The organism is Kitasatospora sp. NBC_00315 (assembly GCF_041435095.1).
GTDB lineage: Bacteria > Actinomycetota > Actinomycetes > Streptomycetales > Streptomycetaceae > Kitasatospora.
The window spans coordinates 652,529-678,956 of sequence record NZ_CP108025.1; the positions used below are offsets into that span (position 1 = coordinate 652,529).

At 73.2% G+C, this 26,428-nt stretch carries 28 protein-coding genes and 1 pseudogene; 8 read left to right on the top strand and 21 right to left on the bottom strand.

The genetic code is table 11. The annotated features are described in order from the left end of the window. Positions 1-43: 43 nt before the first annotated feature. The 9 genes from OG823_RS02750 to OG823_RS02790 form a co-directional block, all read right to left on the bottom strand. Entirely contained in the window at positions 44-145 is a 102-nt protein-coding gene (locus OG823_RS02750; RefSeq protein ID WP_371477152.1) for a hypothetical protein, read from the bottom strand. Further along, on the bottom strand, positions 130-726 hold the full coding sequence (locus OG823_RS02755; RefSeq protein WP_371477154.1) for a hydrogenase maturation protease: 597 nt from the start codon (positions 724-726) through the stop codon (positions 130-132). Before OG823_RS02755 ends, OG823_RS02750 begins: the two co-directional genes overlap by 16 nt. After that, complete coding sequence (locus OG823_RS02760; RefSeq protein WP_371477157.1) at positions 723-2,168, bottom strand: hypothetical protein; 1,446 nt, start codon at positions 2,166-2,168, stop codon at positions 723-725. Before OG823_RS02760 ends, OG823_RS02755 begins: the two co-directional genes overlap by 4 nt. Beyond that, on the bottom strand, positions 2,165-2,860 hold the full coding sequence (locus OG823_RS02765; RefSeq protein ID WP_371477160.1) for a DUF6084 family protein: 696 nt from the start codon (positions 2,858-2,860) through the stop codon (positions 2,165-2,167). The genes OG823_RS02760 and OG823_RS02765 overlap by 4 nt, the downstream gene beginning before the upstream one ends. Further along, positions 2,857-3,510 carry a DUF5947 family protein gene (locus tag OG823_RS02770; RefSeq protein ID WP_371477162.1) on the bottom strand — a complete coding sequence of 218 codons (654 nt, stop codon included), beginning with the start codon at positions 3,508-3,510 and terminating at the stop codon, positions 2,857-2,859. The genes OG823_RS02765 and OG823_RS02770 overlap by 4 nt, the downstream gene beginning before the upstream one ends. Then, a complete protein-coding gene (locus tag OG823_RS02775) occupies positions 3,507-4,061 on the bottom strand; it encodes a hypothetical protein (protein WP_371477163.1) in 555 nt (184 codons plus the stop codon). The genes OG823_RS02770 and OG823_RS02775 overlap by 4 nt, the downstream gene beginning before the upstream one ends. Then, the gene (locus tag OG823_RS02780) at positions 4,058-5,842 is read right to left on the bottom strand and encodes a nickel-dependent hydrogenase large subunit (protein ID WP_371477165.1); all 1,785 of its coding nucleotides are present in this window, start codon (positions 5,840-5,842) and stop codon (positions 4,058-4,060) included. The genes OG823_RS02775 and OG823_RS02780 overlap by 4 nt, the downstream gene beginning before the upstream one ends. A gap of 82 nt (positions 5,843-5,924) precedes the next feature. Next, complete coding sequence (locus tag OG823_RS02785; RefSeq protein ID WP_371477167.1) at positions 5,925-7,007, bottom strand: hydrogenase expression protein HypE; 1,083 nt, start codon at positions 7,005-7,007, stop codon at positions 5,925-5,927. 260 nt (positions 7,008-7,267) lie between these two features. Next, on the bottom strand, positions 7,268-8,989 hold the full coding sequence (locus tag OG823_RS02790; RefSeq protein ID WP_371477170.1) for an enoyl-CoA hydratase-related protein: 1,722 nt from the start codon (positions 8,987-8,989) through the stop codon (positions 7,268-7,270). A 371-nt stretch (positions 8,990-9,360) separates the two neighbouring features. Between OG823_RS02790 and OG823_RS02795 the strand changes: the two genes are divergently transcribed. Beyond that, a complete protein-coding gene (locus OG823_RS02795; protein ID WP_371477172.1) occupies positions 9,361-9,915 on the top strand; it encodes a YceI family protein in 555 nt (184 codons plus the stop codon). A gap of 202 nt (positions 9,916-10,117) precedes the next feature. Here OG823_RS02795 and OG823_RS02800 read toward each other — a convergent pair whose 3' ends face one another. Continuing rightward, entirely contained in the window at positions 10,118-10,837 is a 720-nt protein-coding gene (locus tag OG823_RS02800) for a GntR family transcriptional regulator (protein WP_371477174.1), read from the bottom strand. 150 nt (positions 10,838-10,987) lie between these two features. On the opposite strand from OG823_RS02800, the gene OG823_RS02805 reads away from it, so the two are divergent. From OG823_RS02805 to OG823_RS02820, 4 genes are all read left to right on the top strand, one after another. After that, entirely contained in the window at positions 10,988-12,073 is a 1,086-nt protein-coding gene (locus tag OG823_RS02805) for a bile acid:sodium symporter family protein (protein WP_371477177.1), read from the top strand. A 175-nt stretch (positions 12,074-12,248) separates the two neighbouring features. Then, entirely contained in the window at positions 12,249-13,016 is a 768-nt protein-coding gene (locus OG823_RS02810) for a (Fe-S)-binding protein (RefSeq protein ID WP_371477180.1), read from the top strand. Then, positions 13,013-14,500: a lactate utilization protein B gene (locus tag OG823_RS02815; protein ID WP_371477181.1), complete on the top strand. Its 1,488-nt coding sequence runs from the start codon at positions 13,013-13,015 to the stop codon at positions 14,498-14,500. Before OG823_RS02810 ends, OG823_RS02815 begins: the two co-directional genes overlap by 4 nt. Then, the gene (locus tag OG823_RS02820) at positions 14,497-15,144 is read left to right on the top strand and encodes a lactate utilization protein C (protein ID WP_371477183.1); all 648 of its coding nucleotides are present in this window, start codon (positions 14,497-14,499) and stop codon (positions 15,142-15,144) included. Before OG823_RS02815 ends, OG823_RS02820 begins: the two co-directional genes overlap by 4 nt. 141 nt (positions 15,145-15,285) lie before the next feature. Here the strand turns inward: OG823_RS02820 and OG823_RS02825 are convergent, their stop codons facing one another. From OG823_RS02825 to OG823_RS02860, 8 genes and pseudogenes are all read right to left on the bottom strand, one after another. Continuing rightward, complete coding sequence (locus tag OG823_RS02825; protein ID WP_371477185.1) at positions 15,286-16,149, bottom strand: alpha/beta hydrolase family protein; 864 nt, start codon at positions 16,147-16,149, stop codon at positions 15,286-15,288. Positions 16,150-16,187: 38 nt separating this feature from the next. Next, positions 16,188-16,358 carry a hypothetical protein gene (locus tag OG823_RS02830; protein WP_371477188.1) on the bottom strand — a complete coding sequence of 57 codons (171 nt, stop codon included), beginning with the start codon at positions 16,356-16,358 and terminating at the stop codon, positions 16,188-16,190. 332 nt (positions 16,359-16,690) lie between these two features. Next, positions 16,691-17,767: a right-handed parallel beta-helix repeat-containing protein gene (locus OG823_RS02835; protein ID WP_371484277.1), complete on the bottom strand. Its 1,077-nt coding sequence runs from the start codon at positions 17,765-17,767 to the stop codon at positions 16,691-16,693. A 36-nt stretch (positions 17,768-17,803) separates the two neighbouring features. After that, positions 17,804-18,253, bottom strand: a pseudogene (locus OG823_RS02840) (carbohydrate binding domain-containing protein); the annotation flags it as partial. A 324-nt stretch (positions 18,254-18,577) separates the two neighbouring features. Beyond that, a complete protein-coding gene (locus OG823_RS02845) occupies positions 18,578-19,468 on the bottom strand; it encodes a beta-glucanase (RefSeq protein ID WP_371477190.1) in 891 nt (296 codons plus the stop codon). Positions 19,469-19,726: 258 nt separating this feature from the next. Then, positions 19,727-20,038: a hypothetical protein gene (locus OG823_RS02850; RefSeq protein ID WP_371477193.1), complete on the bottom strand. Its 312-nt coding sequence runs from the start codon at positions 20,036-20,038 to the stop codon at positions 19,727-19,729. 78 nt (positions 20,039-20,116) lie between these two features. Beyond that, positions 20,117-20,941 carry a hypothetical protein gene (locus OG823_RS02855; protein WP_371477197.1) on the bottom strand — a complete coding sequence of 275 codons (825 nt, stop codon included), beginning with the start codon at positions 20,939-20,941 and terminating at the stop codon, positions 20,117-20,119. 27 nt (positions 20,942-20,968) lie between these two features. Next, positions 20,969-21,586 (bottom strand): hypothetical protein, encoded by a 618-nt coding sequence (locus OG823_RS02860; protein WP_371477199.1) that lies wholly within the window; start codon positions 21,584-21,586, stop codon positions 20,969-20,971. Positions 21,587-21,878: 292 nt separating this feature from the next. On the opposite strand from OG823_RS02860, the gene OG823_RS02865 reads away from it, so the two are divergent. From OG823_RS02865 to OG823_RS02875, 3 genes are all read left to right on the top strand, one after another. Next, positions 21,879-22,106: a hypothetical protein gene (locus OG823_RS02865; RefSeq protein ID WP_371477201.1), complete on the top strand. Its 228-nt coding sequence runs from the start codon at positions 21,879-21,881 to the stop codon at positions 22,104-22,106. Positions 22,107-22,180: 74 nt separating this feature from the next. Then, entirely contained in the window at positions 22,181-22,630 is a 450-nt protein-coding gene (locus OG823_RS02870; RefSeq protein WP_371477203.1) for an ATP-binding protein, read from the top strand. Positions 22,631-22,855: 225 nt separating this feature from the next. Then, a complete protein-coding gene (locus OG823_RS02875; protein ID WP_371477205.1) occupies positions 22,856-23,608 on the top strand; it encodes a DUF4230 domain-containing protein in 753 nt (250 codons plus the stop codon). A 306-nt stretch (positions 23,609-23,914) separates the two neighbouring features. On the opposite strand, the gene OG823_RS02880 is transcribed toward OG823_RS02875, so the two are convergent. From OG823_RS02880 to OG823_RS02890, 3 genes are all read right to left on the bottom strand, one after another. Then, positions 23,915-24,478, bottom strand: a complete 564-nt coding sequence (locus tag OG823_RS02880; RefSeq protein ID WP_371477207.1) for an ATP-binding protein — start codon at positions 24,476-24,478, stop codon at positions 23,915-23,917. Positions 24,479-24,739: 261 nt separating this feature from the next. Continuing rightward, entirely contained in the window at positions 24,740-25,129 is a 390-nt protein-coding gene (locus OG823_RS02885; protein ID WP_371477209.1) for an STAS domain-containing protein, read from the bottom strand. Positions 25,130-25,369: 240 nt separating this feature from the next. Continuing rightward, positions 25,370-26,275: a SigB/SigF/SigG family RNA polymerase sigma factor gene (locus OG823_RS02890; RefSeq protein ID WP_371477211.1), complete on the bottom strand. Its 906-nt coding sequence runs from the start codon at positions 26,273-26,275 to the stop codon at positions 25,370-25,372. Between the last annotated feature and the right edge of the window lie 153 nt (positions 26,276-26,428).

Sequence of the window (26,428 nt, forward strand, 5' to 3'; positions counted from 1 at the left end):
CGCGCCCTGGCCTAAGCCATTCGCCGCAACCGGGGTGCCCCGGTCACATGCAGCGCATCCGCAGGTAGCGCTTGATGTCGGGCAGGCTCACCACGACGAGGGCCGCGGCGGCGCCGGCCAGGCCGATGATCAGGATCTTCCGCATGTTGGTGCCCTTCTCTCATCTCGGTCTCGGTCCCCCGCCAGGACGGCCGCCGGCTCTCCGGCGACCGGCAACGACAGTTCGTCCCGCAGCACGTCCAGGACCACCCGGACCGCCTCGTCGACGGCGGCCGCCACCGGCGCACTGAGACCGATGTCCTCCTCCAGCGACTGCGGCTCGCACCCGACCACCAGGACGCGCCCCGGCGGCGCGCCGCCGGTGCCGGCGCTCAGTGTGTCCAGCAGGGCGAGCACCGCGTCGGGGCCCATCCGGTGCCCGTCGAGCACCGGGGACTGCGGCTCCACCTCACCGGGGGCCGCGGCCTCGATGAGGTAGACGGTGCCCGCCGGCCCTCCCCGCGCGGTGGCGTCCACCAGAATCAGCGCCCGGTAACCGTCCAGGAGTTGGTAGGCCAGGTGCACACCGCGCACCCCGAAGTCGACCACCTCGACGTCCTCCGGCAGCCCGAGCGCCGCGAGCCGGCGGACGGTCTCGACGCCGAAACCGTCGTCTCCCAGGAAGATGTTGCCCACGCCCGCCACCAGGACCGGGCCACGCTCCCTGCCGGGATCCGCCGCGCTCATCCCTGCTCCAGCGGGTCGGCCGGGGCGGCCGAGACGGTGACCGCACCCTCCAGCGGCGCGACCTCGTCGGGCTGGAAGTACAGGAAGCGGCCCTGCTGGCGCCAGAGGTCGGCCCCCGGGTCGCCGTCGACGGTGACCGCCAGGTGCACCGCGCCGTCGACGTCGTGCAGGACGGCCTCGACCAGCGCCTCGCGCCCGTGCAGGAAGAGATCCTGGGCGTCGGTCCGGCGCAGCCCGGGCTTCAGCAGCACCTTGCTGCCGGCGCTGACCGCCGTGCCGTCGATCACCACGTGGTCGCGCTCCGGGTCGACGCTGCCGTCGCTCGCCGGATCCCACCACGGGGTGTCGGGCGGCCCCTCCTCCAGCGGCCTGGCCGGCGCCACCGGATCGGTGACCTCGCGCAGCGCCCGGACGGCGCCGTGCAGTCGCTCCCACACCTCCGCGGGCAGCGAGTCGGCGAGGTCGATGACGGCGCCCGCGCGGGGGTCGGTGCCCCGCGCCTCGCGCTTCTCCTGGTCGGTCAGGGCGGTGGTGCGCAGGGCGAGGATCTCGTCGATCTCGGTCGCGTCGTACAGCTCGCCGACGCTCTCGGGGGCGACCATCGGGTGGTCCTCCAGGATGATCGGGGCGGAGAGCACGACGTCGGCCCGGCCGTCCCCGCCCGCCAGCACCGGCCAGGTGTGCTCGTTGCGGCACTCGGCCACGGCGCCCCTGGCCCACTGCGGCGGGTCGGTCATCGACAGGAAGGATCCGTCGCTGAGGCCGAGCAGCAGGTGGGCCGAGACGAGCGAGTGCGGCAGCGCGGCGTCCCGTTCGTCCCCCTCCCCCGGGGTCCAGGTGGCGGCGTTCGACAGTTCCGCGGTGAGGCGCACCGCCGCGTACGGGCCGGGGATCTCGGTGGTGCGCAGCCGCAGCAGTCCGTCGACCTGCTCCCAGCGCCGATGGAGCCGGCCGGTGACCTGCCCCTCCTCGGTGTGGACGAGTTCGCTCTCCTCGCCGGCCGGGCGGCTGAACGGGACGCTCACTCCTTCCCCGGTCAACTCGTCGACCGGGATCTGGAGTTCGATCCGCTCCTCGACGCCCTCGTCCCAGGGGACGAGCACCCGGTCGGGCAGTTCCAGCGCGTCGGTGGTCTCGAACGCCCAACCGGGCAGGGCCCGTTGGACGGTGCGCCGCTGGGCCCGCAGGAAGCGCACCTCGACGGCGAGGGTGGCGCCCCTGCGCGGCTCCATCAGGCACTCGGTGCGCTGCGCGCTGTGTTCGGCGCTGTCGGCGCCCCAGGCGGGCGGGACGAGCACACCGAACTGCCAGCGCAGGCGGTTCTTGGCCGCCGACGCCCGGTAGGGGTAGAGCACATAGCCCTCGAAGAGCACGGCGTCGGCGATCTGGCGGGCGACGGAGAAGCGGGACTCCGCCTCGGGCAGGGGCGGGCTGGTGGTCACCGTGCGCTCCCTTCGGTCGAGAGGTGGGCGGTGGGAGCGCCGAGGAGGCGGGCCGCGCTCGGCGTCGGGGCCGCGGCGGTGAGCAGGGCCTCGACGGTCGCCTCCCAGGACGGCAGCGCGTGCCGGGAGCGGTAGTCGAGCAGGGCGGCCATGGTGTCGTGCGGCAGCCGGATCCAGCCGCAGCCGGGGAAGTGCTGCTCGATCATCTGGTGCCAGACCGCGACGGGCATCGCGAAGCGCGCCTCGCGGTCCCAGGGCACCGGTTCGACCTGGAAGCCGCCCGCGCCGGTGAAGGCCGTCCCGGAGAAGAGCAGCAGCAGCGGCGCCTCACCGTCCTCCAGCGCGCCGAGGTAGCGGGAGGCCGCGATGTCCGTGTCGTAGGTGCAGGGCACGACCAGGTCGGCCTCGGTCACACCGGTGAAGCCGGGCACGGTCAGCGAGACCTGCGCGAACTGCACGGGGTTCAGTGTGCTGCCCCACCGGGAGCGTTCGCCGAACAGGTCGGCGAGCCGCCGGCCCTCGCCGTCGCCGTAGCGGCGCCGGGAGGGTTCGATCCGCAGCTGGCACTGCAGCGCGAGGGCGTGCACCCGGGCGTCGTCGGCGGCGGTGATCCGCAGCCGGAAGACCAGCGTCGGGCCGGCCGCGTACGGGTCGGCGCGGACCCCGGTGCAGGTGAACGTCAGCTCGGTCACGGCAGTTCGTCCTCCCCTGTGGTGCGGGCCCGGGCCGCGACCCGGTCGAAGAAGGCCGCGAGGTCCGCGCGGGCCTCGGCGCCGCCGTCGAAGCCCTGCCAGTGCAGGCGCATCCGGCCGACCAGTTCGTAGCAGATGTCGATCGGCACCAGGAAGCACTCGGTGCGCCCCGGTTCGCGGCGCAGCAGCAGCGCCTCGACGTCCGGCTCCAGCCGGGCGGCCAGCGGGCTGGTGCCTAGGACGGCCTCCCAGGTCTGCGGGTCGAGTTCGCTCTCGGTGGCGCCGGCCGGGCTCGGGTAGAGCGCGATCAGCCGCTCCAGTGCGGCGTTGCGGAAGAAGAACGCGGTGCTGACCGGGATCTGCAACTGCTCCCAGGCGCCGTCGTCGATCCGGTGGTCCGGGTCGACCAGGTAGCGGTCGGGGACGGTTCGGTAGCGGCCGCCTCCGGGCGCGGCGCGGTCGAACAGCATCGCGCAGGCCTGGCAGGCGCAGGCCAGTGCGCGCAGTTCGGTCTCCACCAGGTGCCGGTGCCGGTCCGGCACCGCCTGTCCGCACAGCTCGCAGCGCTCCGGCTGCGGGGGCGCCGGTGCCCGGAAGCGGCGCAGGGCGCCTGCCGCCGGCCGGGCCGGCGCGATCGGCTGTCCGTTCACCGCGCCTCCACCGGCCGGGAGCCGATCTGCAGCAGCACGGGTTCGGCGGCGCGCGGCTCGGCCTCCTCCAGCTCGACCGCCGTCGCCTCGGGCGCGAAGCAGGCCAGGGCCGCCTCGATGGCCTCGCGGGCGCTCTGCGCGGTGCTCCCGCAGCCGCAGCCGCCGCTCTGCGCGGCGACGCGCAACCGCAGCGTCCCGGTCTCCGGTTCGAAGGCCAGCACCTCGGCGGGGTGCGCCGGGACGGCGGCCAGTGCGCGCTCGATCCGGGCGGCGACGGGCTGCGGGTGCAGGTCGTGCAGCACCAGCAGCCCGGTCACCAGTTCGTCGTCGAGGAGCCGGGTCAGGGCGGGCGAGCCGGCCCCGGCGCTCTCGGTCAGCAGGGCCATCGTGCGGGCGAGGCCCGCGCCGTAGAAGTCCATCAGGGCGCGGACGAGCTCCTCGGCGGCGGCGCAGACCGCCTGGTCCCCGGTGGCGGCGAGGCGCTCCAGCACCTCCTCGACCCGTCGCCCGGTCTGCTCGGCGCTCACGGCGCCCCGGGTCGCGGTGCTCATCCGCCCATCCCGCTGAGTCCGGTGGGCACGTGCATCTGCTTGACGGTGCGACCGTCGCCGACGTACATGTGGACGCCACAGGGCAGGCAGGGGTCGAAGCTGCGGACGGCCCGCATGATGTCGATGCCCTTGAAGTTCTCCGGGGTGTTCTCCTCGAAGATCGGCGTGTTCTGCACCGCGTCCTCGTACGGGCCGGGCGTGCCGTAGGTGTCGCGCACGCTGGCGTTCCACGGGGTCGGCGGGTACGGGTGGTAGTTGGCGATCTTGCCGTCGCGGATCACCATGTGGTGCGACAGCACGCCGCGGACGGCCTCGGTGAAGCCGCAGCCCAGGCCCTCGTTCGGGACCTCGAACTTCTCCCAGGTCTGGGTGCGGCCGGCGCGCACCTCGGCGAGCGCCTTCTCGGCGAAGTGCAGCGCGGCGCCGGCCGCGTACGCCTGGAAGTACGTCCGGGCGCGGTTGCGCTCGATCGCGTTGCTCCACTGCGGGATCTTCCACTCGAAGGTGGTCTCCGGCTTGGTCATGGTGCGGGGCAGGTTGATCTGCACGCTGTGGCCGGTGGCCTTGACGTACCCGAAGTCGACCAGTCCGGAGAGCGCGGTGGACCAGAGCCGGGCGAGCGGTCCGCCGCCGGTGTCCAGCGCCAGGTAGTCCTTGCCGTCGAACCAGCGGGGCGACATCACCCAGCTGTACTTGTCGTCGAAGTTGCGCTTCTGCGGCGCGGGGATGGTGTGCTGGTTCCACGGGTGGCGGGGGTCGACGGGGTTGCCGAGCGGGTCGTGGGTGACGAACTGCTCCTGGCCCTCCCAGTCCTGGTAGTAGGAGCTGCCGAGCAGGATCCGGATCCCGAGGTTGATCTCGGTGAGGTCGTTGGTGACCAGCTTGCCGTCAACCACGATGCCGGGGGTGACGAACATCCGCCGGCCCCAGTCGGTCATGTTGCGGTAGGTGAAGTCGCAGTGGTCCGGGTCGTTGAGGCTGCCCCAGCAGCCGAGCATGATGCGGCGGCGGCCGACCTCCTCGTACCCGGGCAGGGCCTCGTAGAAGAAGTCGAACAGGTCGTCGTGCAGCGGGACGACGCGCTTCATGAACTCGACGTAGCGCATCAGCCGGCTGAGGTAGTCGGTGAAGAGCTGCACGGTGGCGACCGTGCCGACGCCGCCCGGGTAGAGCGTGGAGGGGTGCACGTGGCGCCCCTCCATCAGACAGAACATCTCCCGGGTGTAGCGGCTGACCTGCAGCGCCTCGCGGTAGAACTCGCCCTCGATCGGGTTGAGCGAGCGCATGATGTCCGCGATGGTCCGGTACCCGTGGTCACCGGCGTGCGGGGCCTCGGTGCGCTCGGCCTTCTCCAGCACGCCGGGGTTGGTCTCGCGGACCATCTTCTCGCAGTAGTCCACCCCGACCAGGTTCTCCTGGAAGATGTTGTGGTCGAACATGTACTCGGCCGCCTCGCCGAGATTGATGATCCACTCGGCCAGGTGCGGCGGCTTCACCCCGTACGCCATGTTCTGCGCGTACACCGAGCAGGTGGCGTGGTTGTCGCCGCAGATGCCGCAGATCCGGCTGGTGATGAAGTGGGCGTCGCGCGGGTCCTTGCCGCGCATGAAGACGCTGTAGCCGCGGAAGACCGAGGAGGTGCTGTAGCACTCCGCGACCTTCTTCTGCTTGAAATCGATCTTCGTGTGGATGCCGAGACTGCCCACGATCCGGGTGATCGGATCCCAGGACATCTCGGTCAGGCCGCTGCCGTCGCCGGCCGCCTTCGTCGTCGGTGCCATGGTCTGTCTGCTGCCTTTCGTGAGAGGGAGGTCACCGGGCGGAGAAGCCGGCCGGCTCGTACGGCGTCAGGTGCTCAGGACGTCACCAGGGCGGCCGGTAGCCGGTCGCCAGCTTCTTCCCGGTGCGGCGCCACTTGGGCTCCGCGTCCACGGTGGAGGCGGTGATCGACCGCAGCTTGCGGATCACCACGCCGTAGGCGGTGCTGGCGGTGCTGGAGACCTTGCCGCCGGGCGGCTCGTCCATGAACGGCATGAACTTGTCCGGGAAGCCCGGCATGGTGCAGGCGATGCAGATGCCACCCACGTTCGGGCAGCCGCCGACGCCGTTGATCCAGCCCCGCTTGGGGACGTTGCACTTCACCACCGGCCCCCAGCACCCGAGTTTGACCAGGCACTGCGGCGAGCCGTACTCGGTGGCGAACTGGCCCTGCTCGTAGTAGCCGCCCCGGTCGCACCCCTCGTGCACGGTGGCGCCGAACAGCCAGGTCGGGCGCAGCTTGTCGTCCAGCGGGATCATCGGCGCGGCGCCGGCCAGCTGGTGGAGCAGGTAGAGCAGGGTCTCGGAGAAGTTGTCGGGCTGGATCGGGCAGCCGGGCACGCAGACGATCGGCAGGCCCGCCTTGGAGGTCCAGTCCCACCCGAGGTAGTCCGGGACGCCCATCGCCCCGGTCGGGTTGCCCGCCATCGCGTGGATGCCGCCGTAGGTGGCGCAGGTCCCGATGGCGACCACCGCGGTGGCCTTGGGCGCCAGCCGGTCGAGCCACTCGCTGGTGGTGATGGGCTGGCCGGTCGCGGGATCGTCGCCGAAGCCGCACCAGTAGCCCTCGGCCTTGATCTTCTCGTTCGGGATGGAGCCCTCGACGACGAGGACGAACGGTTCGAGCTCGCCGCGCTCCGCCTTGAAGAACCACTCGACGAAGTTGTCGGCGCCCTGGACGGGCCCGCACTCGAAGTCGATCAGCGGCCAGTGGACGGCGACCGGGGGGATGCCGGGCAGTTCGCCCGTGACGATCTGTTCGATGCTGGGCTGCATCGCCGCGGTCAGCGACACGGAGTCACCGTCGCAGCTCAGGCCCGCGTTGATCCAGAGAATGTGCACCAGCGGCAGTTCCTGGTCGCCCGGCGGGGCGGAGCGGCCGACGGTGGTCGTATCTGTTGCACCCATGAGGATGCCTCCTCAAGCACTGGGACAAGCCCGACAAAACGGGCTCGATTCTTCATAACAGCACCACGGCCGAACCGTGTCGCCAGGCAGAGCCGAAGCGGTGGTGGCGCTGATCGCAACCGGAGCGCGCGCACCGGTGCCGGGAGCGCGGGAGGGCGGCGGCCCGGGGGCGGCCGGGGAGGCGGAGAGCGACCGCGCCCGGCGCCCCCGCCGCCACGCCCGCCCGGGCCGACCGGCTCCGCCGGGGGCCGCCGGCTTCCTCAGCCCTCCCGGTAGGTCCGGTCCATGGCCGGTGGCCGCAGGTGCGCGGGCGTGCCCGGCGGCGACTTCTTGGCCACGAAGGCGGAGCGCAGGGCGTGGTAGGGCTCCTGCGGGGTGAAGAACGTGCGGTGCATCCGGGCCAGCTCCCGGGCCCGGTACCCGGCGAGCGGCCGGAGGGCCTCGTCGCGCTCCCGGACCTCCTTCTTCGCCGCGATCCGGTCGTGCACGGCCGGGCCGGCGGCCAGCAGCCCGGCGAAACGCTCCACCTCGGTCCCGAAGTCCTGCGGGCCCGCCTCGACGACCCGGTCCACCAGCCCCAGCCGCTGGGCCGTGCCGGCGGTCACCGGAAGCGCCGCCCGGGACAGCCGGTCCGCGACCGCGGGTCCGACCCGCCTCGGCAGGGTGTACGTCCAGTACTCGGAGCCGTACAGCCCCATCAGGCGGTAGTGCGGGTTCAGCACGGCGCCCTCCCGGCACCACACCTCGTCCGCCGCGAGGGCCAGCGCCACCCCGCCCGCCGAGGCGTTGCCGCCCAACGCGGCCACCACCAGCCGGTCGGTGGTGGTCAGGACGGCCTCGACCAGGTCGTCCATCGCGGTGATGTTGGCCCAGGACTCCTGGGCCGGATCGGCCGCCGCCTCGATCACGTTGAGGTGGATGCCGTTGGAGAAGAAGTCCCGGCCCCCGCCGAGCACCAGCGCCGTGGTCGGCCGGGCGCACGCGAAGCGGTAGGCCGCGAGCAGCCGCCGGCAGTGCGCGGTGCTCATCGCCCCGCCGGGGAAGGAGAACCGCAGCAGGCCGACCGGGCCGCGCTCCCGGTAACCGATGTCCGTCCAGGTACGACGGCCCTCGGGCAGTTCCAGCGGAGCCGGCACCTCGGGCAGCCGGGGCAGCCGCTCCCCCAGGGCCAGGGTCGCCGGCAGCGTGAAGGTCGCCGGGCCGTCGGGTTGCCGGCGCGCCCGCAGCTGCGGGATCCACACCGCGCCGTCCGCGGTGGCCCGGCACACGGCCCCGGCCCGGGTGGCGAGCAGCTCTCCCGGGCGCCCGCGCAGTTCGTCCTCCGGATGGCCGCCGTGCAGGTACCACTCGCCGCCGAGGAGCTCGTCCAGGACGCCGGGCTGCGAGTCGGCGGCCCGCAGCCTGCGCAGGACCAGCTCGGTCGGGTCGGTGGCCCAGTCGATCCGCCGCAGCTCCTGGCGCAGGTACGGGCGGGTGCGGTCGGGGACGTCCCAGTCGGGACCGTGCTGAGGGCGCGGGCGGTGGTCGCCGGCGGCGAAGCGCTCCACCGCCAGCAGGACGGCCGCCACCGCCGCGTCGGAGACCTCGTTGCGGTAGAGGTCGCTCTTGCCGACCGGCGGCACGGAGAACTCGGTGCTCGCCCAGATGTCACCGGCGTCCATCCGCTCGTCCGCCTGGAGCACCGTCACGCCCCAGCGGGTGGCGCCCTCCTGGATCGCGTGGTCCAGCGAGGACGGCCCCCGGTCGCCGGGCGGCCCGGGGTGGACCACCAGGCAGGTGTACGCGGACCACACGTCCGCGGGGATGGCCGTCCTCAGCATCGGCGCGAGGACGAGCTCCGGCGGGTCCGCACTGATCACCGCCCGCAGCGCTGCGTCCCCCTCCGCCAGATGGACCCTCAACCGGTGTCCCCGATCACGCAGTTCGGCGAAGACGCGCTGCGTCAGACTGTTGAACGCGCTGGCCACGAGCAGGATTCGCATGACGACCTCCGGAACCGTACGGGCCGGCCAGAACGCGGCGGGCCCCGCCGGCAGCGATCGTCCCCCGCCGGACGCCGCGGGCGGCGCAGACACCGCCCGGAGGTCACCCGGTCGGCTCACGGCCGAGGGGCGCACCGACGGTGCGAGCGGACCGGGGCACACGTCTCCGCGGCCGGGCGGCCACCTCCGGGTGAAGCGGGCGATGTCCTCCTCGAACCCGGCGAGCGCCTGCTCGCGGCCCCGGGCGTCCGAGGCGGATCTCTGGGCCGAATGGCTGAATCCGTCTGCGGGCCTCGGACGTCGTGAGCGGGCCCAGCGCCTAGCGTGGAGTACCGAACCGCACCCGCGCCCCGACCGATCTGGAGCCCGCCATGACCGACGCCCCGCCCGCAGACCTGACCGGGACCTACACGATCGACCCCGCCCACACCCAGATCGGTTTCGTGGCCCGCCACGCGATGGTGACCAAGGTGCGCGGTGCGTTCAACGAGTTCGAGGGCACCGCGCACCTGGACGGCGCCGACCCGGCGAAGTCGACCGCGTCCGTCACCATCAAGGCCGCCAGCATCGACACCCGCAACGAACAGCGCGACGGCCACCTGCGGACCAACGACTTCCTGGACGCGCCGAAGTACCCGGACATCACCTTCACGTCCACCGGCGTGGAGAAGCTCGACGACACGCACTACCGGCTCTCCGGCGGCCTGACCATCAAGGAGACCACCCGGCCGATCAGCATCGACTTCGAGTACCAGGGCGCCGCGCGCGATCCGTTCGGCAACCTCCGGGTCGGCTTCGAGGGCTCGGTGCCGATCAGCCGCAAGGAGTACGGGATCACCTGGAACGCGGCCCTGGAGGGCGGCGGCGTACTGGTCGGCGACAAGGTGGTGCTCGAATTCGAGATCTCCGCGATCAAGCAGGACTGAGCGGGCCGCCGGGCGGCCGACCCGGCTGCCGTCGCCCCGCCCGGCTCGGCCGGGTGCCACCCCGGGTCCCCGGGCCCCCGGGCGCAGAGACGCGAGCCCTGAGACGCGGGCCCGCCTGCCGGGCCCGCCTGCCGGGATCGCGAGGCGGACCCGGCGGGCGGGGCGCCGGGCATCGCTGTATACGAAACCGGACGCTCCCGGCTCACTCCTGCGCGGCCTGGCTCCCGGCGGTCCGCCGCCGGTAGGCGGTACGGGCGGCCGCGATGTGGCCCGCGACGGCCGCCCGGGCCCGCTCCGGATCGCCGTGTTCGACGGCTGCGACGATCTCCGCGTGCTCGCGCCAGGAGTCGTCGGCCCGCCGGGGCAGCTCGACCGAGTAGACCCAGGCGATCTTCTGGCTGAGCTGGGTGACCAGCCGGCTCAGCGTCCGGCTGCCCGACGCCTCGGCGATCACCTCGTGGAAGCGGCTGTTGAGCCGGGCCAGCTCCTCCAGCCGGTCGTCCTCCAGCGCCTCCTGGCCGAGCAGCAGAAGCTCCTTCAGCCTCCCCACCTGCTCGTCCGTGCGCCGGGCGGCCGCCCGTTGCGCGCCCAGCGGCTCCAGCAGGGCGCGCACCTCCAGCAGGTCCTCGGCCTCGGCGTCGTCCAGTTCGACCACCACGATCCCGGCATAGGGCCGGGACTGAACGAAGCCCTCGGCCTCCAGGGTGCGCAGTGCCTCCCGGACGGGGACCCGGGAGACGCCGTAGCGGGCCGCCATCGCCTCCTCGGTGAGTCGCCGACCGGGGCGGTGCACGCCCCGGATCACGTCCTCGCGCATCGCCCGGCAGAGCGCCTGGGGCGTGAGCCGCCCGGCACCGCGACCACCGCCGGGCCGCTGCTCGGCGTCCCCATCGGCACCCGCATCGGCACCCGCATGCTCCATCGCCCACTCCAATTGCATACAATCGCCGCACGAGCAGCGAGAGGAATGATCTCGCGAACGTACTACAGCCCGGCGCCCCGGCCTGCGCGCAGGACCGCAGGGACCGACCCGCACGACCGACCCAGCGAACGCACGGAAAGGCAGCACCCGGTGAACAGCCTCACCCGCGCGCTGCGCGGCACCGCCGGCCGGCTCGGCGTGGACCCGTACATCCTGGCCATCCTCGCCACGGTCGGCCTCGCCCTGCTGCTCCCGGCCCGGGGGGCGGCGGCGAACGGGTTGGAGCACGTCACGACCGCCGCCATCGCGGTGCTCTTCTTCCTCTACGGTGCCCGCCTGTCCACCCGCGCCGCCCTGGACGGGATGCGGAACTGGCGGCTGCACCTGACCATCCTGCTGGCCAGTTTCGCCGTGTTCCCCCTGCTGGGGCTGGCCGCGGAGGCGGCGGCCCGGCCGCTGCTCACCCCGGAACTGGCCAAGGGTCTGCTCTTCCTCTGCCTGCTGCCCTCCACCGTGCAGTCCTCCATCGCGTTCACCTCGATCGCGGGCGGAAGCGTCGCGGCCGCGGTGTGCGCCGCCTCCTTCTCCAGCCTGCTGGGCATCGTCGTGACACCCGTGCTGGCCTCCGCCCTGCTGGGCGGCGGCGCCGTCCGCGTGGACGCCGGATCGGTGCTGACCCTGGTCCTGCAGTTGCTGGTGCCGTTCCTGCTCGGGCAGTTCTCGCGGCGCTGGACGGCGCACAGGATCGCGGCGCACCGGCGGGTGCTGACGCTGGTCGACCGGGGATCGATCCTGCTGGTCGTATACAGCGCCTTCAGTGCGGGGGTGGTGACCGGGGTCTGGCACTCGGTGTCGGCCGGCCGGCTGCTGATCCTGACGGGGTTCTGCGTACTCGTCCTGGCGGCCGCGCTCGCGCTCACCGACCAGGCCGGACGACGGCTGCGGTTCTCCCGGGCGGACCGGATCGCCATCGTCTTCTGCGGCTCCAAGAAGAGCCTGGCCGGCGGGCTGCCGATGGCCGCCGTACTGTTCGGCGCCCAGGACCTGGCGCTGATGGTCCTGCCGCTGATGCTCTTCCACCAGATCCAGTTGATGGTCTGCACCGTGCTGGCCAGGCGCTGGGCCCCCGCCGGACCGACCAGTGCGCCGGCCGGCACCGCGGCGGTCCGCCCGGCCCGCACCGCACCGGCCCGGCACACCGTGCCCGCACCGCCCCGGTCGCAGCCGGTCCGCTGACCGCCACCGGCGTCGCCGGTCCGGGCCGTACGCCCTCGGCGACCCACCGCCTTCGGTAGCATCCTGCCCCGGGCCCCCGTGCCCGGAGCCGCGGCCGGACACCCGGGCGAAGGCGGCCGAGCGTTGCGGGATCCCTTACCCACGGCAGGTCCGAGGAGTTCGAAAGGGTGCACTCGTGCGCGTAGCGCTGTTCGTCACCTGCGTCAACGACGCGCTGTACCCCCGCACCGGCCGGGCCGTGGTCGCGCTGCTGGAACGGCTCGGTGTGGAGGTGGACTTCCCCGAGGCCCAGAGCTGCTGCGGCCAGCCGCAGTTCAACACCGGCTACCGCCACCTGACCGAGCCGCTGGTCGGCCGGCACGCCGCCGCGTTCCGCCGGTACGACCACGTGGTCACCCCGTCCGCGTCCTGCGCGGCCATGGTCCGTGACAACTACCCCCGGATCGCCGCCAAGGCGCGGGCCGAGGGTCGCGGCGCGTTCGCCGAGGCGGCCGAGGCCGCGGCGCCCAGGACGTACGAACTCACCGAGTTCCTGCTGGACGTGCTGAGAACGGACGACGTCGGCGCGTACTTCCCGCACGCCGTCACCTACCACCCGACCTGCCACGGCCTGCGCGCACTCGGCCTCGGCGAGCGGCCCCGGCGACTGCTGGGGCAGGTCAGGGGTCTCGAACTGCGCGAGCTGGAGGGGGCCGAGGAGTGCTGCGGCTTCGGCGGCACCTTCGCGGTCAAGAACCCGGCCGTCTCCGCCGCGATGGGCGCCGACAAGGCCCGGCACATCCGTGACACCGGCGCCCGGGCCGTCTGCGCCGTCGACAACTCCTGCCTGATGCACATCGGCGGCACGCTCGCGCGTGACGGTTCACCGGTGCGCCCGATCCACCTCGCCGAAATCCTCGCCTCCACCGAGGAGACCCCCTACCCCTGGGACGAGGCCCGATGAGCGGCACCTATCTCGGCATGCCCGCGTTCCCGGCGGCGGCCGCCACCTCGACCCGGGACACCCGGCTGCGCGCCAACCTGCGCCGCGCCACCCACACCATCCGCGACAAGCGCGCCACCGCCGTCGCGGAACTCGACGACTGGCCACTGCTGCGGGCCGCCGGGGCGGCCGTCAAGGACCGCACGCTGCGCCACCTCGACCACTACCTGGAGCAGGCCGAGGCCGCCGTCACCGCCGCCGGCGGCCGGGTGCACTGGGCCGCCGACGCCGAGGAGGCCAACCGGATCGTCACCGAGCTGGTACGGGCCACCGGCGAGCGAGAGGTGGTCAAGGTCAAGTCGATGGCCACCCAGGAGATCGGCCTCAACGACGCCCTGGAGCGGGCCGGCATCCGCGCCTACGAGACCGATCTCGCCGAGCTGATCGTGCAGTTGGGCGACGACCTGCCCTCGCACATCCTCGTCCCGGCGATCCACCGCGACCGCGCCGAGATCCGCGACATCTTCGCCGGCGCGATGGCCGACTGGGGCCGGCCCGCCCCCGAGGGCCTGACCGACGATCCCCGCGCGCTGGCCGAGGCCGCCCGGCTGCACCTGCGGGAGAAGTTCCTGCGGGCCAGGGTCGGGATCTCCGGCGCCAACTTCCTGGTCGCGGAGACCGGGACGCTGGTGGTGGTGGAGTCCGAGGGCAACGGACGGATGTGCCTGACCCTGCCCGAAACGCTGATCTCGGTGGTGGGCATCGAGAAGGTGGTGCCGACCTGGCAGGACCTGGAGGTGTACCTGCAGTTGCTGCCCCGTTCCTCCACCGCCGAGCGGATGAACCCGTACACCTCCACCTGGACCGGCACCACCGACCGGGACGGCCCGCGCTCCTTCCACCTCGTCCTGCTCGACAACGGCCGCACGGACACCCTCGCCGACACCGTCGGCCGGCAGGCGCTGCGCTGCATCCGCTGCTCCGCCTGCCTCAACGTCTGCCCCGTCTACGAGCGGGCCGGCGGCCACGCCTACGGCTCCGCCTACCCCGGCCCGATCGGCGCCGTCCTGACACCGCAACTGCGCGGTGTGCAGAGCGATCTGGACGCCTCCCTGCCGTACGCCTCCACGCTCTGCGGCGCCTGCTACGACGTGTGCCCGGTCGCCATCGACATCCCCGAGATCCTGGTGCACCTGCGCGAACGGGTGGTCGAGGGCGGGCCGGTGACGATTCGCGGCACCCGCACCACCATCCGGCCGGCGAAGGGCCACGCCCTCGAACGGGCCGCCCTTCGAACCGCCGGCTGGACGCTGGACCACCCCGGTGTGCTGCGCGCCGCCCAGCGCCTGGGCAGCCGTACCCGCCGCTTCCACCCCCGCCGCCTGCCCGGCCCCGGCCGGGCCTGGAGCGACACCCGTGACCTGCCGACGCTCCCCGCCGAATCCTTCCGGGACTGGTGGCGGCGCACCCGCGAGAGCGACCACCAGGAGGGAAAGGCGCCATGAGCAGTCGCGAGGAGGTCCTCGGCCGGATCCGCCGCGCCCTGGCGGACGTTCCCGCCGACGAGCGGCCGCAGGACGTGCCGGTCGCCCGGACGTACCGGCGGGTGCACGGCGAACGCACAGCGGCGCAGCGCGTGGACCTGCTGGCCGAGAACCTGGCCGACTACCGCGCCGTGGTCCACCGCTGCCGGCTGGACGAACTCCCCTCCGTACTGGCCGCACTGCTCGCCGCGAGGGGCACGCGCTCGGTCGTCGTCCCGGACGGCCTGCCGAGCTCCTGGCTCGCCGGGGCGCACGGGGTCGAGCACGTTCCGGACGACGCCGCGCTCGGCACCCGGGCACTGGACACCGTGGACAGCGTCGTCACCGGCTGCGCGGTGGCGATCGCCGAGACCGGCACCCTCGTACTGGACGCCGGACCCGCCCAGGGCCGACGCCGGATCACGCTGATCCCCGATCACCACGTCTGCGTCGTTCGCACCGGCGACCAGGTCGTCGACTCGGTGGCCGAGGCGCTCGAACGGCTGGACCCGCTGCGCCCGTTGACCTGGATCTCCGGTCCCTCCGCCACCAGCGACATCGAACTCGACCGGGTCGAGGGCGTGCACGGCCCCCGGACGCTGGAGGTCGTGCTGGCGGACGGCTGACGCGGGCCCCGGAGCGACACCGCACCCCGATCAGCGCGCCGGAGCCCGGCACGGCGCCCGGCCGTCACCCCCGGCCGTCAGAACCTTCGGTCGCCACAACCCCCGCCCGTCACAACCCGCGCCCGCCACAGCCCGCGGTCGTCAGGCCGTCGGGCCCTCCGCTGACGCGCTTCGCCCCGGGTCCGGCCGTCCGTCGACCGGAGCCACCCGGCCCAGTGCGTCCAGGACGGCGGGCCAGGCCGCCGAGTCCGGGTCGATCAGCTCGAAGTGGCCGGTGCCCGGCAGTTCGATCAGCTCGGCCCCGGCGGTGTCGCGGTAGCCGCGGCCCATGACCACCGGCACCCGCTGGTCCTGGTCCCCGTGCACGAGCACCACCGGCGCCTCCGGGGCTCCGAAGGTGCTCGGGTCGGCGGCGGCGTACCGTCCGGGGAACTCCTCCGGGCCGCCGCCGAGGAGCTCGGCCACGGCGCCCTCGCCGTTGCCCAGCCGCCAGGACAGCGCCAGATCGGTGATCGCCCCCAGTCCGACGACGCCGGCCACCCGGGGTGGTCGCGCCAGGCTCCCGGGCGCCCCCGGGGGAAGGCGGTCGCGCGCGGCCGCCCAGAGCGCGAGGTGGCCTCCGGCCGAATGGCCGGCGTACACCATCCGGGCACGGTCCACCCGGCCCGGGAACGCCTGCTCGATCATCGCCGGCAGCACGTCGGCGGCCAGCGCCACATCGGAGAACGTGGCCGGCCAGCCGCCACCCGCTCCGACCCGCCGGTACTCCAGGCTCGCCACCGCGTAGCCGTGCGCGGCCAGCGCGTCGACCACCGGGCGGGCGTGCGACCGGTCGTACCGCGCCCGCCAGAATCCGCCGTGCAGAAACAGCACCAGCGGTACCGGCCCGCCCGCCGTGGACGGGAGGGTCACGTCCGCGATCTGGTCCGGGTGCTCGTCGCCGTACGCCAGGGTCAGCTCCGGCCCCGCCTGCGTCCGGCTCCGCTCGCCCTCGGTCGCTGCCATCGTCGCGCTCCCCTCGTGGTCCCGCGCCGGCGCACGCCTCAGCAGTCGGTCGGGCGCTTCCAGCGAGCCGGAAGTGTCTCACGCAGACCGGTCCAGGGCTGCTCCGCTCGCCGGGCGTGCCGCGGTCCGCTGTCCCAGCGGCGCGCGTCGGCGACGAGCGCCGCCAACGCCTGGTCGTCCCGGGTACCCCTGCCTTTCCGGCCGAACATGGGTCCGCTCCTCTCTGGTGACACGCTTCGCCCGGTCGTGCGAGTGCTCTTCCGAAGTGCGAGTGCTCTTCCGAGTCTTCCCCGGCCGGGCGCGCCACGCCGGGCGGCGGCGCCGCGTGTCATGTCACGAGGCGGTAACGGTCAACCCGGGGCCGACGGCTGCCGGTTTCGACGGTTGCCGGTTTCGACGGTTGCCACGGGCGACGGTTGTCGGTGGCGACGGTCGCCGCCGACGACGGTTACCTCCGGCGACGGTCCCGGTGCCGACGGTTCCCGGTGTTGACAGGTTCCCGCTGCCGACGGTTCCCGATGACGACCGGGGCGGGCCTCGCTCAGCCGACCGGGATGCCCGGACCGACCAGGCCGTCGCCGCCCGTGACGGTGTTGTCGGCGGTGATCGTCACGGGGCAGGAGACGGCGTCGTAGTTGGTGATGTCGAAGGCGTACCGGCCCGTGCCGACCGCTCCGGTGAGGTCCGAGGCGTTGTGTCGGAAGATCGTGCCGCAGCCCCAGCCCGGCTGCTGGGTGTGGGTCTGGAAGCCGTCGTTCAGGGTGCCGAAGCCCCTGTTGTTCTCGACGACGTAGTCGTTGCCCTTCACGTCGACCCAGGAGTCGTCGAAGTTCTTGTTGGTCAGGCCGTCGCCGTAGAAGGTGTTACCGGACACCAGGCCGCCGGTGGTGCCCTCCTTGAGGTCGACGTTCTCCGCGCCGATCCGCGGGCCGATCACGTTGTCGAGGATCTGCACGTGGTCACTGCGGTCGGCCAGGGTGTTGGCCGTGCCGACGTACACGCCCTCGCCCTTGCCGTCGTTCTGGGTGCCGGTGTCCTGGATCGTGGAGTTCTTCAACACCCCGTAGCTGCTGGAGTTGCGGAAGTGCACGCCCTCCATCGTCAGATTGCGGACGGTCACCGAGTCGATGACCACGTGGTCGGCGGCGTCGACCACGATGCCCTTCTGTGCCCCCGTCACGGTGATCCCCTGAACCGTCCAGTAGGCGGCGCCGTTGAGGTACAGGCCGTAGCCGCCGCCCGTGGTGGTGGTGAGGACCGCGGCGGTCGATCCGACCAGCGTGATCCGGCGATCGGCCGTACCGGGCGTGAGGGCCGTGAAGTTGCCGACGTAGCTGCCGTCGGCGAGCCGGATGGTCTGACCCGGCACGGCCGCTGCCAGCGCCGCCTTCAACTCCTTGGCGTTGGTGACCTGGACGACTCCCGCTCCGGTGGTCGCGGTGGCCGTTGCGGTCGGCGGCGCCGTGGCCGTGGGCGACGCGGTGGCGGAGGGCGATGCGGTGGGCGAGGCGGTGGCCGTGGGCGACGCGGTGGCGGAAGGAGATGCCGTGGGCGACGCGGTGACCGTCGGAGTGGGTGAGGCCGTTCCGGCCGTGCCGGTGAGCGAGACGTCGTCCACCGCGGTCGCCCCGCTGCCGTACCAGCCGCTCAGCGTGACCGTCACCCGGGTCGTCTGCGGACCGGCCGTGAAGCTCGTGGCGAGCTGCGTCCAGGCGGTTCCGGCCGTCCAGTTGGAGGCGCTCACTCCGGTACCGGAGGCGGCGATCGCGACGTATGACCCCTTCACCCAGGCACTCAGCACGTATGCGGCGCCCGGCTGCACCGTCACCGTCTGGGTGCACGGCGCGGTGTCCCCCGCGCCCGGCAGCGAGGCCAGCGCGTAGCCCCCGGAGTGCGGTGTGCCGGTGCTCGCCTGCGAACTGCCCGCGCAGACCCAGCCGCTGAGATCTCCGCTCTCGAAGCCGCCGTTGACCAGCAGTTGCGCACTCGCGGCGCCGGCGAAGGTGGCGGGCAGCGCGAGGGCCGCTCCGGCGAGGCCCAGCGTGGCGGCAACGGCCACCGCGCCGAGCCGACGCTCACGGGAGGGCTTGCTGGCGTGCGTCATTGCGGGCTCCCACGGACGGAGGAGTCGGGCACCGATTCGCCGGCACCCGACGAGCACACAATGTGGACTAGACCATGTATCGCCGTCAAGAGCTCCGGGGGCCGCGCGCGACCCGGGTCGGAACCCGATGGGATGGAGGTGCCGCCCCGGACCGGAGTTCGTCAAGTCCGGGGCGGCTACCCGGGGTCGGCTCGCCGGTGAGGAGGCGGGCCGGTCCCACCGTCCGCCTGTCCGTCCGAGCGGATGCCAAACACTCTGCCGGGAAACTCCGGTGCTCCGCCGTCGTCCGGTGCCGGGCCGTCCGCCCGGCCTGGCACCGCGCGATCAGCGGTCGACCGTCAGACTGTGGCACGTCCAGGAGAGCCTGGTGCCCGGCGGACCCGACGGCCGGGGGTGGTAGGTGCCGTCGCTCACCGACATGTTGACGATCAGATAGGCGTGCCACCCGGTGCCGACACCGCGCCCGTCGGAGAACACCCGGCGATCGTTGACGTACCACTCGACGGACCTCGCCCCCAGGACCGTCCGCAGGTCGATCGTGCTGCCCGGGGCCACCGCTCTGGACGGGTCCCGCCAGTAGAGGTAACCGCCGCGGCCGACGTGGTTGGAGAGTTCCAGCAGATTCGGGTTGTCCGGGTGGTACTCGAAGGCGTCGACCTCGTTGCGTCCGTCCCGCCAGGTCCAGATCGCCGGCCAGGCCCCCGCTCCGGTCGGGAGGGTGACCCGGGCACGCAGGACGTCGCCGGTGCGGAGCTGGAAGCCGTCGGGGCTGCCCTCCGTCGTGAGCAGGTTGCAGTCCCACAGTCCACCGGCACGGGCGACCGCGGCGAAGACCCCGCCCGGGCAGTACTGGCCGACCAGGTGGTCGAGCTTGTGGTCCCCCGGATTGGTCGGCCCCATGTTCGGATAGGCGCTGCTGCGCCCGGCGATCCACTGCCGGGCCGAGCCGAAGTCCGCGGTGAAGACCCTCGCCAGGGCGGCCGCGGCCGCCGGAGCCGCGTCCGGGGAGGGCGCAGCTTCCGTGGCGGGCGCGGGGGCCGTTGTCGTGGCAGGAGCCGCATCCGGGGCGGGCGCGGCCTCCGTGGTCGTGGTGGGCGCCGGGATCGGCGCCGACGGCGCCGGGGGGACGCTCTGCGGCGTCCGGGGCGGTATACCGTCCTGCCCGTGCCTTCGCTGCCGGCCGATCCACGACCGGATGTCGGACCAGAGCGCCATGTCCGCCCCTTCCCAGAACAGTGCGAGTCCGGTGGAACCACCGGGCGTAGCCGGAATCCGGCACTCCGGACTGTTACCCACCGCACACGACGGCAACCGACAGTGACGCCGATGGCCGATAGCAGCAGAACAGGGCGCACAACAGCGCATGCGCCGCGCGCCCGCCGGAGCTCGCCCGAGGTGGGCGGGCGCCGAGGCGGGCGCGCGGCGGGACGATCCGGTCGGGGTGGCGGGGACGGGGTCGGGGCCCCGCCGGGGTCAGACCTCGACGGTGCTCAGCATCCGCTCGTCGCGGTCGAGCACGCTCAGCCGGGCCGGCGGATCCTTCCGCAACCCCTTGAAGTGGTCGCGGACCCGGACGGCCGCCGAGGGCAGACCGGCCACCAGGGACTCCGGCAACGGTTCGTCGGCGAGCCAGTGGACGTAGAGCGTCCATTCGGGCGCCTGCTCCTCGGATCTCTGCTCCGCCGTCTCCACCGTCCCGGCCAGATGGCCCAGCAGGCCGATTATCGCCGTCATGTCCTCGCTCTCGATCCTCGTCGGGTTCGCCTCCACCAGCAGTCGGGTCATCGTCGTTCCTCTCATGGGGCTCCGGCCACCGGGAATCCGCCCGTGCGGCCGGTGGCCGGTGCACTCGCGGCCGGACGCTCAGGCCGCGAGCAGCCGGTCCAGCAGCGTCCGGTACTCGCGCATCGCGAGCCGCAACTCCTCGGTGGGGATGCCCTCCTCGCGCTCGGCCGTCCGCTCACCGCCGCGCAGCCTGCCGCACCGCTCGTCCAACGAGTCCGTGAACAGCTGGGCGGCCTTCGCGACCAGTGCGTCCGCCTGGGTCACGGCGTCGCGCGGATCGTCGACGAACCCCGTCTGCACGGAACGCCACTGCGCCCCGAGCAGCCGGATCTGCTCCTCGTCCAGCAGCCCGCCGGAGTCGACCGTCGACCGGTCACCCGTCGGGGCCGGGACGGCCGGTCGACGCGAACCCTGGTGAACCGGATCCTGGTGACCCGGCTCCTGGTGACCCGGCTCCTGGTGAACCGGCTCCTGGTGAACCGGATCCTGGTGACCCGGCGATCCGGCCCCGGAGGCGGCCGGCTTCTCGGGGGTCACCGATCCGGCCCCGGACCGCGCCGATCCGGTTGCGGACGGCGCCGACGTCGGGTCGGCGGAGGCCGATACCGACTCGGACGACTCCGGTCCGGCACCCTGTCGGGGGACCCGCAGCCCGGACGGCTTCCGGAACACGGCGGTGGGGCGCTCGGCGGCGGCGTCCGGCTGCCCGTCGGCACGCTCCGAGCGCTCCGAGCGCTCCGAGCGCTCCGAGCGCTCCGGCCCACTGTCGGGGTCCTGCTCCTGCTGCGGGTTCTCGGGGCCGGCGGGCGACGGTTCCACCCGGCCGTCCGGCCTGGTGGCGTTGCGGCTGCCGTCCCGGCGGGCGGGACCGTCCTGCGGCTTCGCGGCATCGTTGTCGATCATGGGGTCGTCTCCTCGGGTCTCGTCGGATCAGCCGGCAGAGGGGGTGGGATCGGTCGTGCGGGTGGCAGCGGCGTCGGTGGCCCGGCCCTCCCGGTTGTTCCCGGCCGGTACGGCCCGGCCGGCCGGGGGTTCGTCCCGCAGGACGGCCTGGGCCAGGGCCCTGATCGCCAGCAGGGCCGTCCGGAGCTCCTCGGTGCCCACCTGTACGGCCTGGGCCCGGTCCAGCGACCGGCGGGCGCTCCGGTAGGCGGGGGTCAGCTCGCCGTGCCGTACGGACAGCGCGTCGAGCCGCCCGTCGGCGGGGTAGCCGACCTCGTCGAGCAGGGACGTCAGCAGGCGGTCGGCCTCGGCCACCGCGCGGCCGGGGTCGTCGACGAACATCTCCTGGAGCGAGCCGAGTTCGGCCTCGGCCTTCTCTCGTTCGGCCGCGCTCGGCGCCCGCAGGCTCAGGTTCCGGACCTGCCGCAGACGCTGCGAAAGCTCGCGCTCGGTCTCGTCCACCTTGCCTCCGTGGCCGAGCAGCACGCGGTCGTACTCGGGCCCGAACCTCTCGCGAAGCCGACGCGTCCGCACTCTCGGTACGGCGACGGCGACCGCCGCCCCCACCACGAGCAGGCAGACGACCAGGATGGTCACCACGGTCATGTCCGTTCCCCTTTCGGTCACTTCCGGACGGTCACTTCCGGATCCGGTCCGGCCGGTGGAGCGTCTTGCCCCCGGCCGCGGTCCCAAACACCGGGCACGGCAGCGGTCCGCCGTCGTCGCCCCCGGTGGTCCGTCGGCCCTCGCCCCCGGCGTGCCCGGGCCCGGACCGGGCCGCCGGGCCCGCGGCCGCCCGGCGCGCATGCCGCGAACAGGGCCGGGTAGGCGCCGCCCGACGAGTTCACCGGCGGCATCCGCCGGTGCCGAGCGGTATGCGATCCAAGAGGTGGTTTCCATGGGTATCGGTGGCTGCGTCATCGTCTTCGCGATCGGCGCCATTTTGACCTTCGGCGTCGACTGGCACCTGTCCGGAGTGAACGTGCAGGTGGTGGGGGTGGTGCTGATGGCGGCGGGCCTGCTGGGCCTGTGCACCTATGTGGCGGTCTTCCGCCGCCGCCGCGTCGTGGGCGGCCGGGGCGCCACCGAGACGGTCGTGGAGGACCGCCGCTACTACGACGCGTAGGCACCGCCGCACGCCGCCCCGAACAGCGGCCCATCCGGACGGGCATCGGCGACGAACCCCTCACGGAGGATGCCATGACCACGCTGACAACCCTGGCGAACCGCCCTTGCCGGGCCGAGTCCGACCTCTGGCGACTGCCCCCGGACCGCACCGCCGCGCGCGCCCTGCGCGCCCGCGTGCTGAGCCAGTTGGACGCCTGGCACCTGGCCCCGCTGGCACCGGATCTCGCCCTGATGGCGAGCGAACTGGCCGGCAACGCCGTCCGCTACGGCCGGCCGCCGATCTGGGCGAACATGCACGTCCTGACCGACTCCGCCCACCGGGAGTTCGTACGGCTCGTGGTCGCGGACTTCGGCCCCGGGTTCACCCGGACCGAGATCGTCAGGTCCTGGGGGCTGGACGACGCCCTCGGCAGCGTCCACGGGCGGGGACTGCTGCTCGTCGACACCCTGGCCGACCGATGGGGCACCGAACTCCGGGCGCCGCTGAGCCTCACCTGGGTGGAGCTCTCCACCCTGGACTGACACCGCTCCACCCCGACGCCCGTGACGCATCCCGCGTCGCGGGCGTCCTGTCGTGCCCGCGTCGCGGGCGTCCTGTCGTGCCCGACGGCCGAGTGATCGGAGCACCAACTGACCGGTCATCAATTCTGTTTGTGGACGTAGTGATTGCTGAAGACGTCGATCCTGGGCAGAAGGCAGGTGGATGGGTGGAGCACCCGGCTCCGCCCCGAGCTCAGAGGACACACGATGGCACTCCCCCGGATCGGCCTGACCTCCCGCAGACGCGGTCTGCCCGACGAGCCCGCGCCGTCCGACGGCCCGGATTCCCGGCGGGACGACCCACCGGCGGCCGCACGACCGGCCCGCCGACTGCCCTGGTACCTGAGTCTGCCCATCACGCTGGCGGTCATCGTCGCGCTCTTCCTGGCCGCGGGCCGCTTCAACCTGCTGCCGGGCCTGCCGAACCCGTTCGCCGAACGCCAGGTGGACCGGAGTCAGCCGGCCCTGCTCAAGTCCATCCAGGACATGAGCCGCTACACCGGCGCCACCGGCAACTTCCAGATCGTGCTGGATCTCGACAACGACGCGAAGTTCCTGCCGTCCCAGATCCTGGGCAAGCGCACGCTCTACGTGGCCGCCGGCACCGTCGGCGCCTACACCGATCTCGGCGGCGTGAAGTCCGGGGCGGTGAGCGTCTCGGACGACCGCCGCTCGGTGACCCTCAAGCTGCCGCACGCGCAGCTCGCCGAGACCGCGCTCGACGTCAAGCGGTCCTACATCTACTCGCAGCAGCGCGGGCTGTTCGACCGGCTCGGCGACTTCTTCTCCGGTAACCCCGGCAACCAGCAGCAGCTGGAGGTCTTGGCCACCGAACGGATACAGACCGCGGCGAAGGACACCGCGCTCGCCACGACCGCCGAGACCAACACCAGGACGATGTTCCAGGGTCTGCTGACTTCGCTCGGATTCACCTCGGTGACGGTGACCTTCGGCGACTGATCCCGGATCGCGAGGCCGCCCTCGGCCCCGCCTCCGGGCGCGGCCGCAGCAGACTCGGCACACGCAGCACACTCTGCACACTCGGCACACGACCGGGCAGGGCACGGACACCGCTCGACACAGGTGCCGCTCGACACAGGTGCCGCTCGACACAGGTGCCGCTCGACACGGGCGGCACTCCACCACAGGCACCGCTCGGCGGGTTCCCCGCGGCCCGGCGGCCCCGGGGAACCCGCCGGGGCCGCCGGGGCCGCCGTGGCTTCCGGCGGGGTCCGACCGACCGGGCCGGACCGACCGGCGGGGCCGTCACGGGGCCGGGGACTCCTCGGCGTGCCGGTGCAGCCCGGGCACCGGGTCGGAGTCGGTGGCGCCGCCCGGGGCGATCCCGTACGCGGTGTACGACCCCAGCACCTCGGCCTCGAAGGCCGGATCCTCGAAGTCGTCCTCGTCGAAGTCCTCGTCGAAGTCCTCGTCCTGCGGCTCCCGCACCTCGGCGGCGAACCGTTCGGCGGCGAACTCGAGCCAGACCGATTTGCCGTGCTCCCCGGGTGTCGAGCCCCAGCTGTCGGAGAGCTTCTCGATGATGTGCAGCCCGTGGCCGCCCGGACGCCCCGGATCGTGCGGCGACGTGAGCACCGGCACGGCGGGCTCCCCGTCCAGCACCTCGACCCGGAGCAGCCGCTCCGAGGCGTGCAGCACGAGTTCGTGCGGCCCGCCCGCGTGCAGGCAGGCGTTGGCCAGCAGCTCGGAGACCATGAGCAGGAGGTCGTCGGCCGCGTTCTGGCCGTGCGGGTCCTGTTCGTCCAGCCAGCCCCAGTCCGCCAGCGCCCGGCGCGTGAAATCACGGCCGCGCGCGACCTGGCCGGTCACGCCGGACAGGGCCAGCCGACGGCGTTGACCCGTCGCCGGCAGACCCGGGCGGGTGGGCCCGGTCTCCCTAGGAGTGTGCAAACTCATCTGGTTCACCCCGCCATGGTGCTGTGCACTCGTCAGTGTCGGCTGCTGCCGACCGTTCCCGGCCCGCAGATGGCCGGTTCGCGACCGGTCCGATGCTGCTCCGTCTTCCCGCCGCCCCGCGGCCGATGCGCCGGAACCGGTCCGGATAACCGATCGACCCCTCGCAGCGCGCGCTCACCGGGCCGCGAACGCCTCGTCGACGGAGGCGTGAATGCTGAACACGCTCTCCGCGCCGGTGATCTCGAAGACCCTGGCCACCTGCGGGACGAGCGAGACCAGTGCCAGCGGCACGTCGGCGGCCTGCGCGGCGAGCCGGGTCTGCAGCAGCAGGTTGAGCCCCGAGGAGTCGCAGAACTGCACGCCCGCCAGGTCGACCACCAGTTGCGCCGGACCCGAGCCGACGGCCTCGTCCAGAGCGGCCCGGGCCGGGGTGAGACTGTCGAGATCCAGCTCCCCGACCAGCGTGCAGACCACCGCGCCTCCGGTCTGCCGGGTGTCCACCCTCAGACGGCCCTGGTCGGCCACCGGCCCGGCCGAGCTCGTCCCCGCGTCACCGATCGTCATTGCCCAAACACCTTCCAGAACGCTCTTACGACCCACTCCGGGTACTGCCCGGTGCCCGGCTCCGGCAACCCGGGCGTCCGTGACCTGCCGCCACCCGTGGCGGCCCGGCCACCGGACACTGCGAACCGGACGTCCAGGGCCGTCCAGCAGCCTACCCCGGGCGCCCCTCCGGGCACAGGTCACGGGGCCGCCGGTCGGCCCGGCCCGCACCTCGGCGGGCTCGGGCCGGCCACGAAGTGCCTACTCCTCCGCCAGCAGAGCGGCGCGCAGCGCCGCCAGGGTGCGGGTCAACAGCCGGGACACGTGCATCTGGGAGAGCCCGAGCCGGGCCCCGATCTGCGACTGGGTGAGCTCCTCGACGAAGCGCATCGAGAGGATCGCGCGCTCGCGCTCGGAGAGGCCGGCGATCAGCGGCCGGAGCGCGTGCAGGTTCTCCGCGAGCTCGAAGCCCGGGTCCTGGAACCCGAGCCGTGCGGCCAGCGCGCTCTCGGCGCCCTCCTCGGTGCTCGCGTCGAGCGAACCGGCCGTGTGGCTGTTGCTGGCGACCAGGCCCTCGACGATCTCCTCCTGCGGCAGCCCGAGGTGCGCGGCGAGGTCGGCGACGCCGGGTGCCCGGTCGAGTCGCTGCTCCAGTTCGTCGGCCGCCTTGGCGATCGTCAGGCGCAGCTCCTGGAGCCTGCGCGGGACGTGCACGTGCCAGGTGGTGTCACGGAAGAACCGCTTGATCTCGCCGGTGATCGTCGGCAGCGCGAAGGTGGAGAACTCCAGACCGCGCTCCGGGTCGAACCGGTCGATGGCCTTGATCAGGCCGATCGTGCCGACCTGGACGATGTCCTCCATCGGCTCCCGGCCGGCACGGAACCGGCGGGCCGCGAAGTGCACCAGCACCTGGTTCAGCTCCACGAGGGTGGCACGCGTGTACGAGTACTCGGCGGTGCCCTCCTCCAGCGTGCGCAGGCGGGCGAAGAGTGCCCTGGAGAGTTCCCGGGCGTCGGCGGGGGCGACCTCCGAGGGAAGCTGCTCCAGGCCGTCCGTCGACCGCGACCCCGCGGCCGTCCGCCGGGGCGCCGGTACGGCGCGGCGGAGTGCGCCCGCCTCGACCGTTCCGGGGTCGGCGGTCGGTGCAGCGTTGAGTGACGTCGTCATGGCAGTCCTTCCACCGGGTCGTCTCAGGTCAGGGCCCCGGTTACCCGGGTTGTCCGACCATACGCACACCGGAAGCAGACTTCACAATTACTTCACTGCCTCTCCGTACGACCACCGTTTTCTCTCGGTCACCGCTGCCGTCGCCCCCGGATC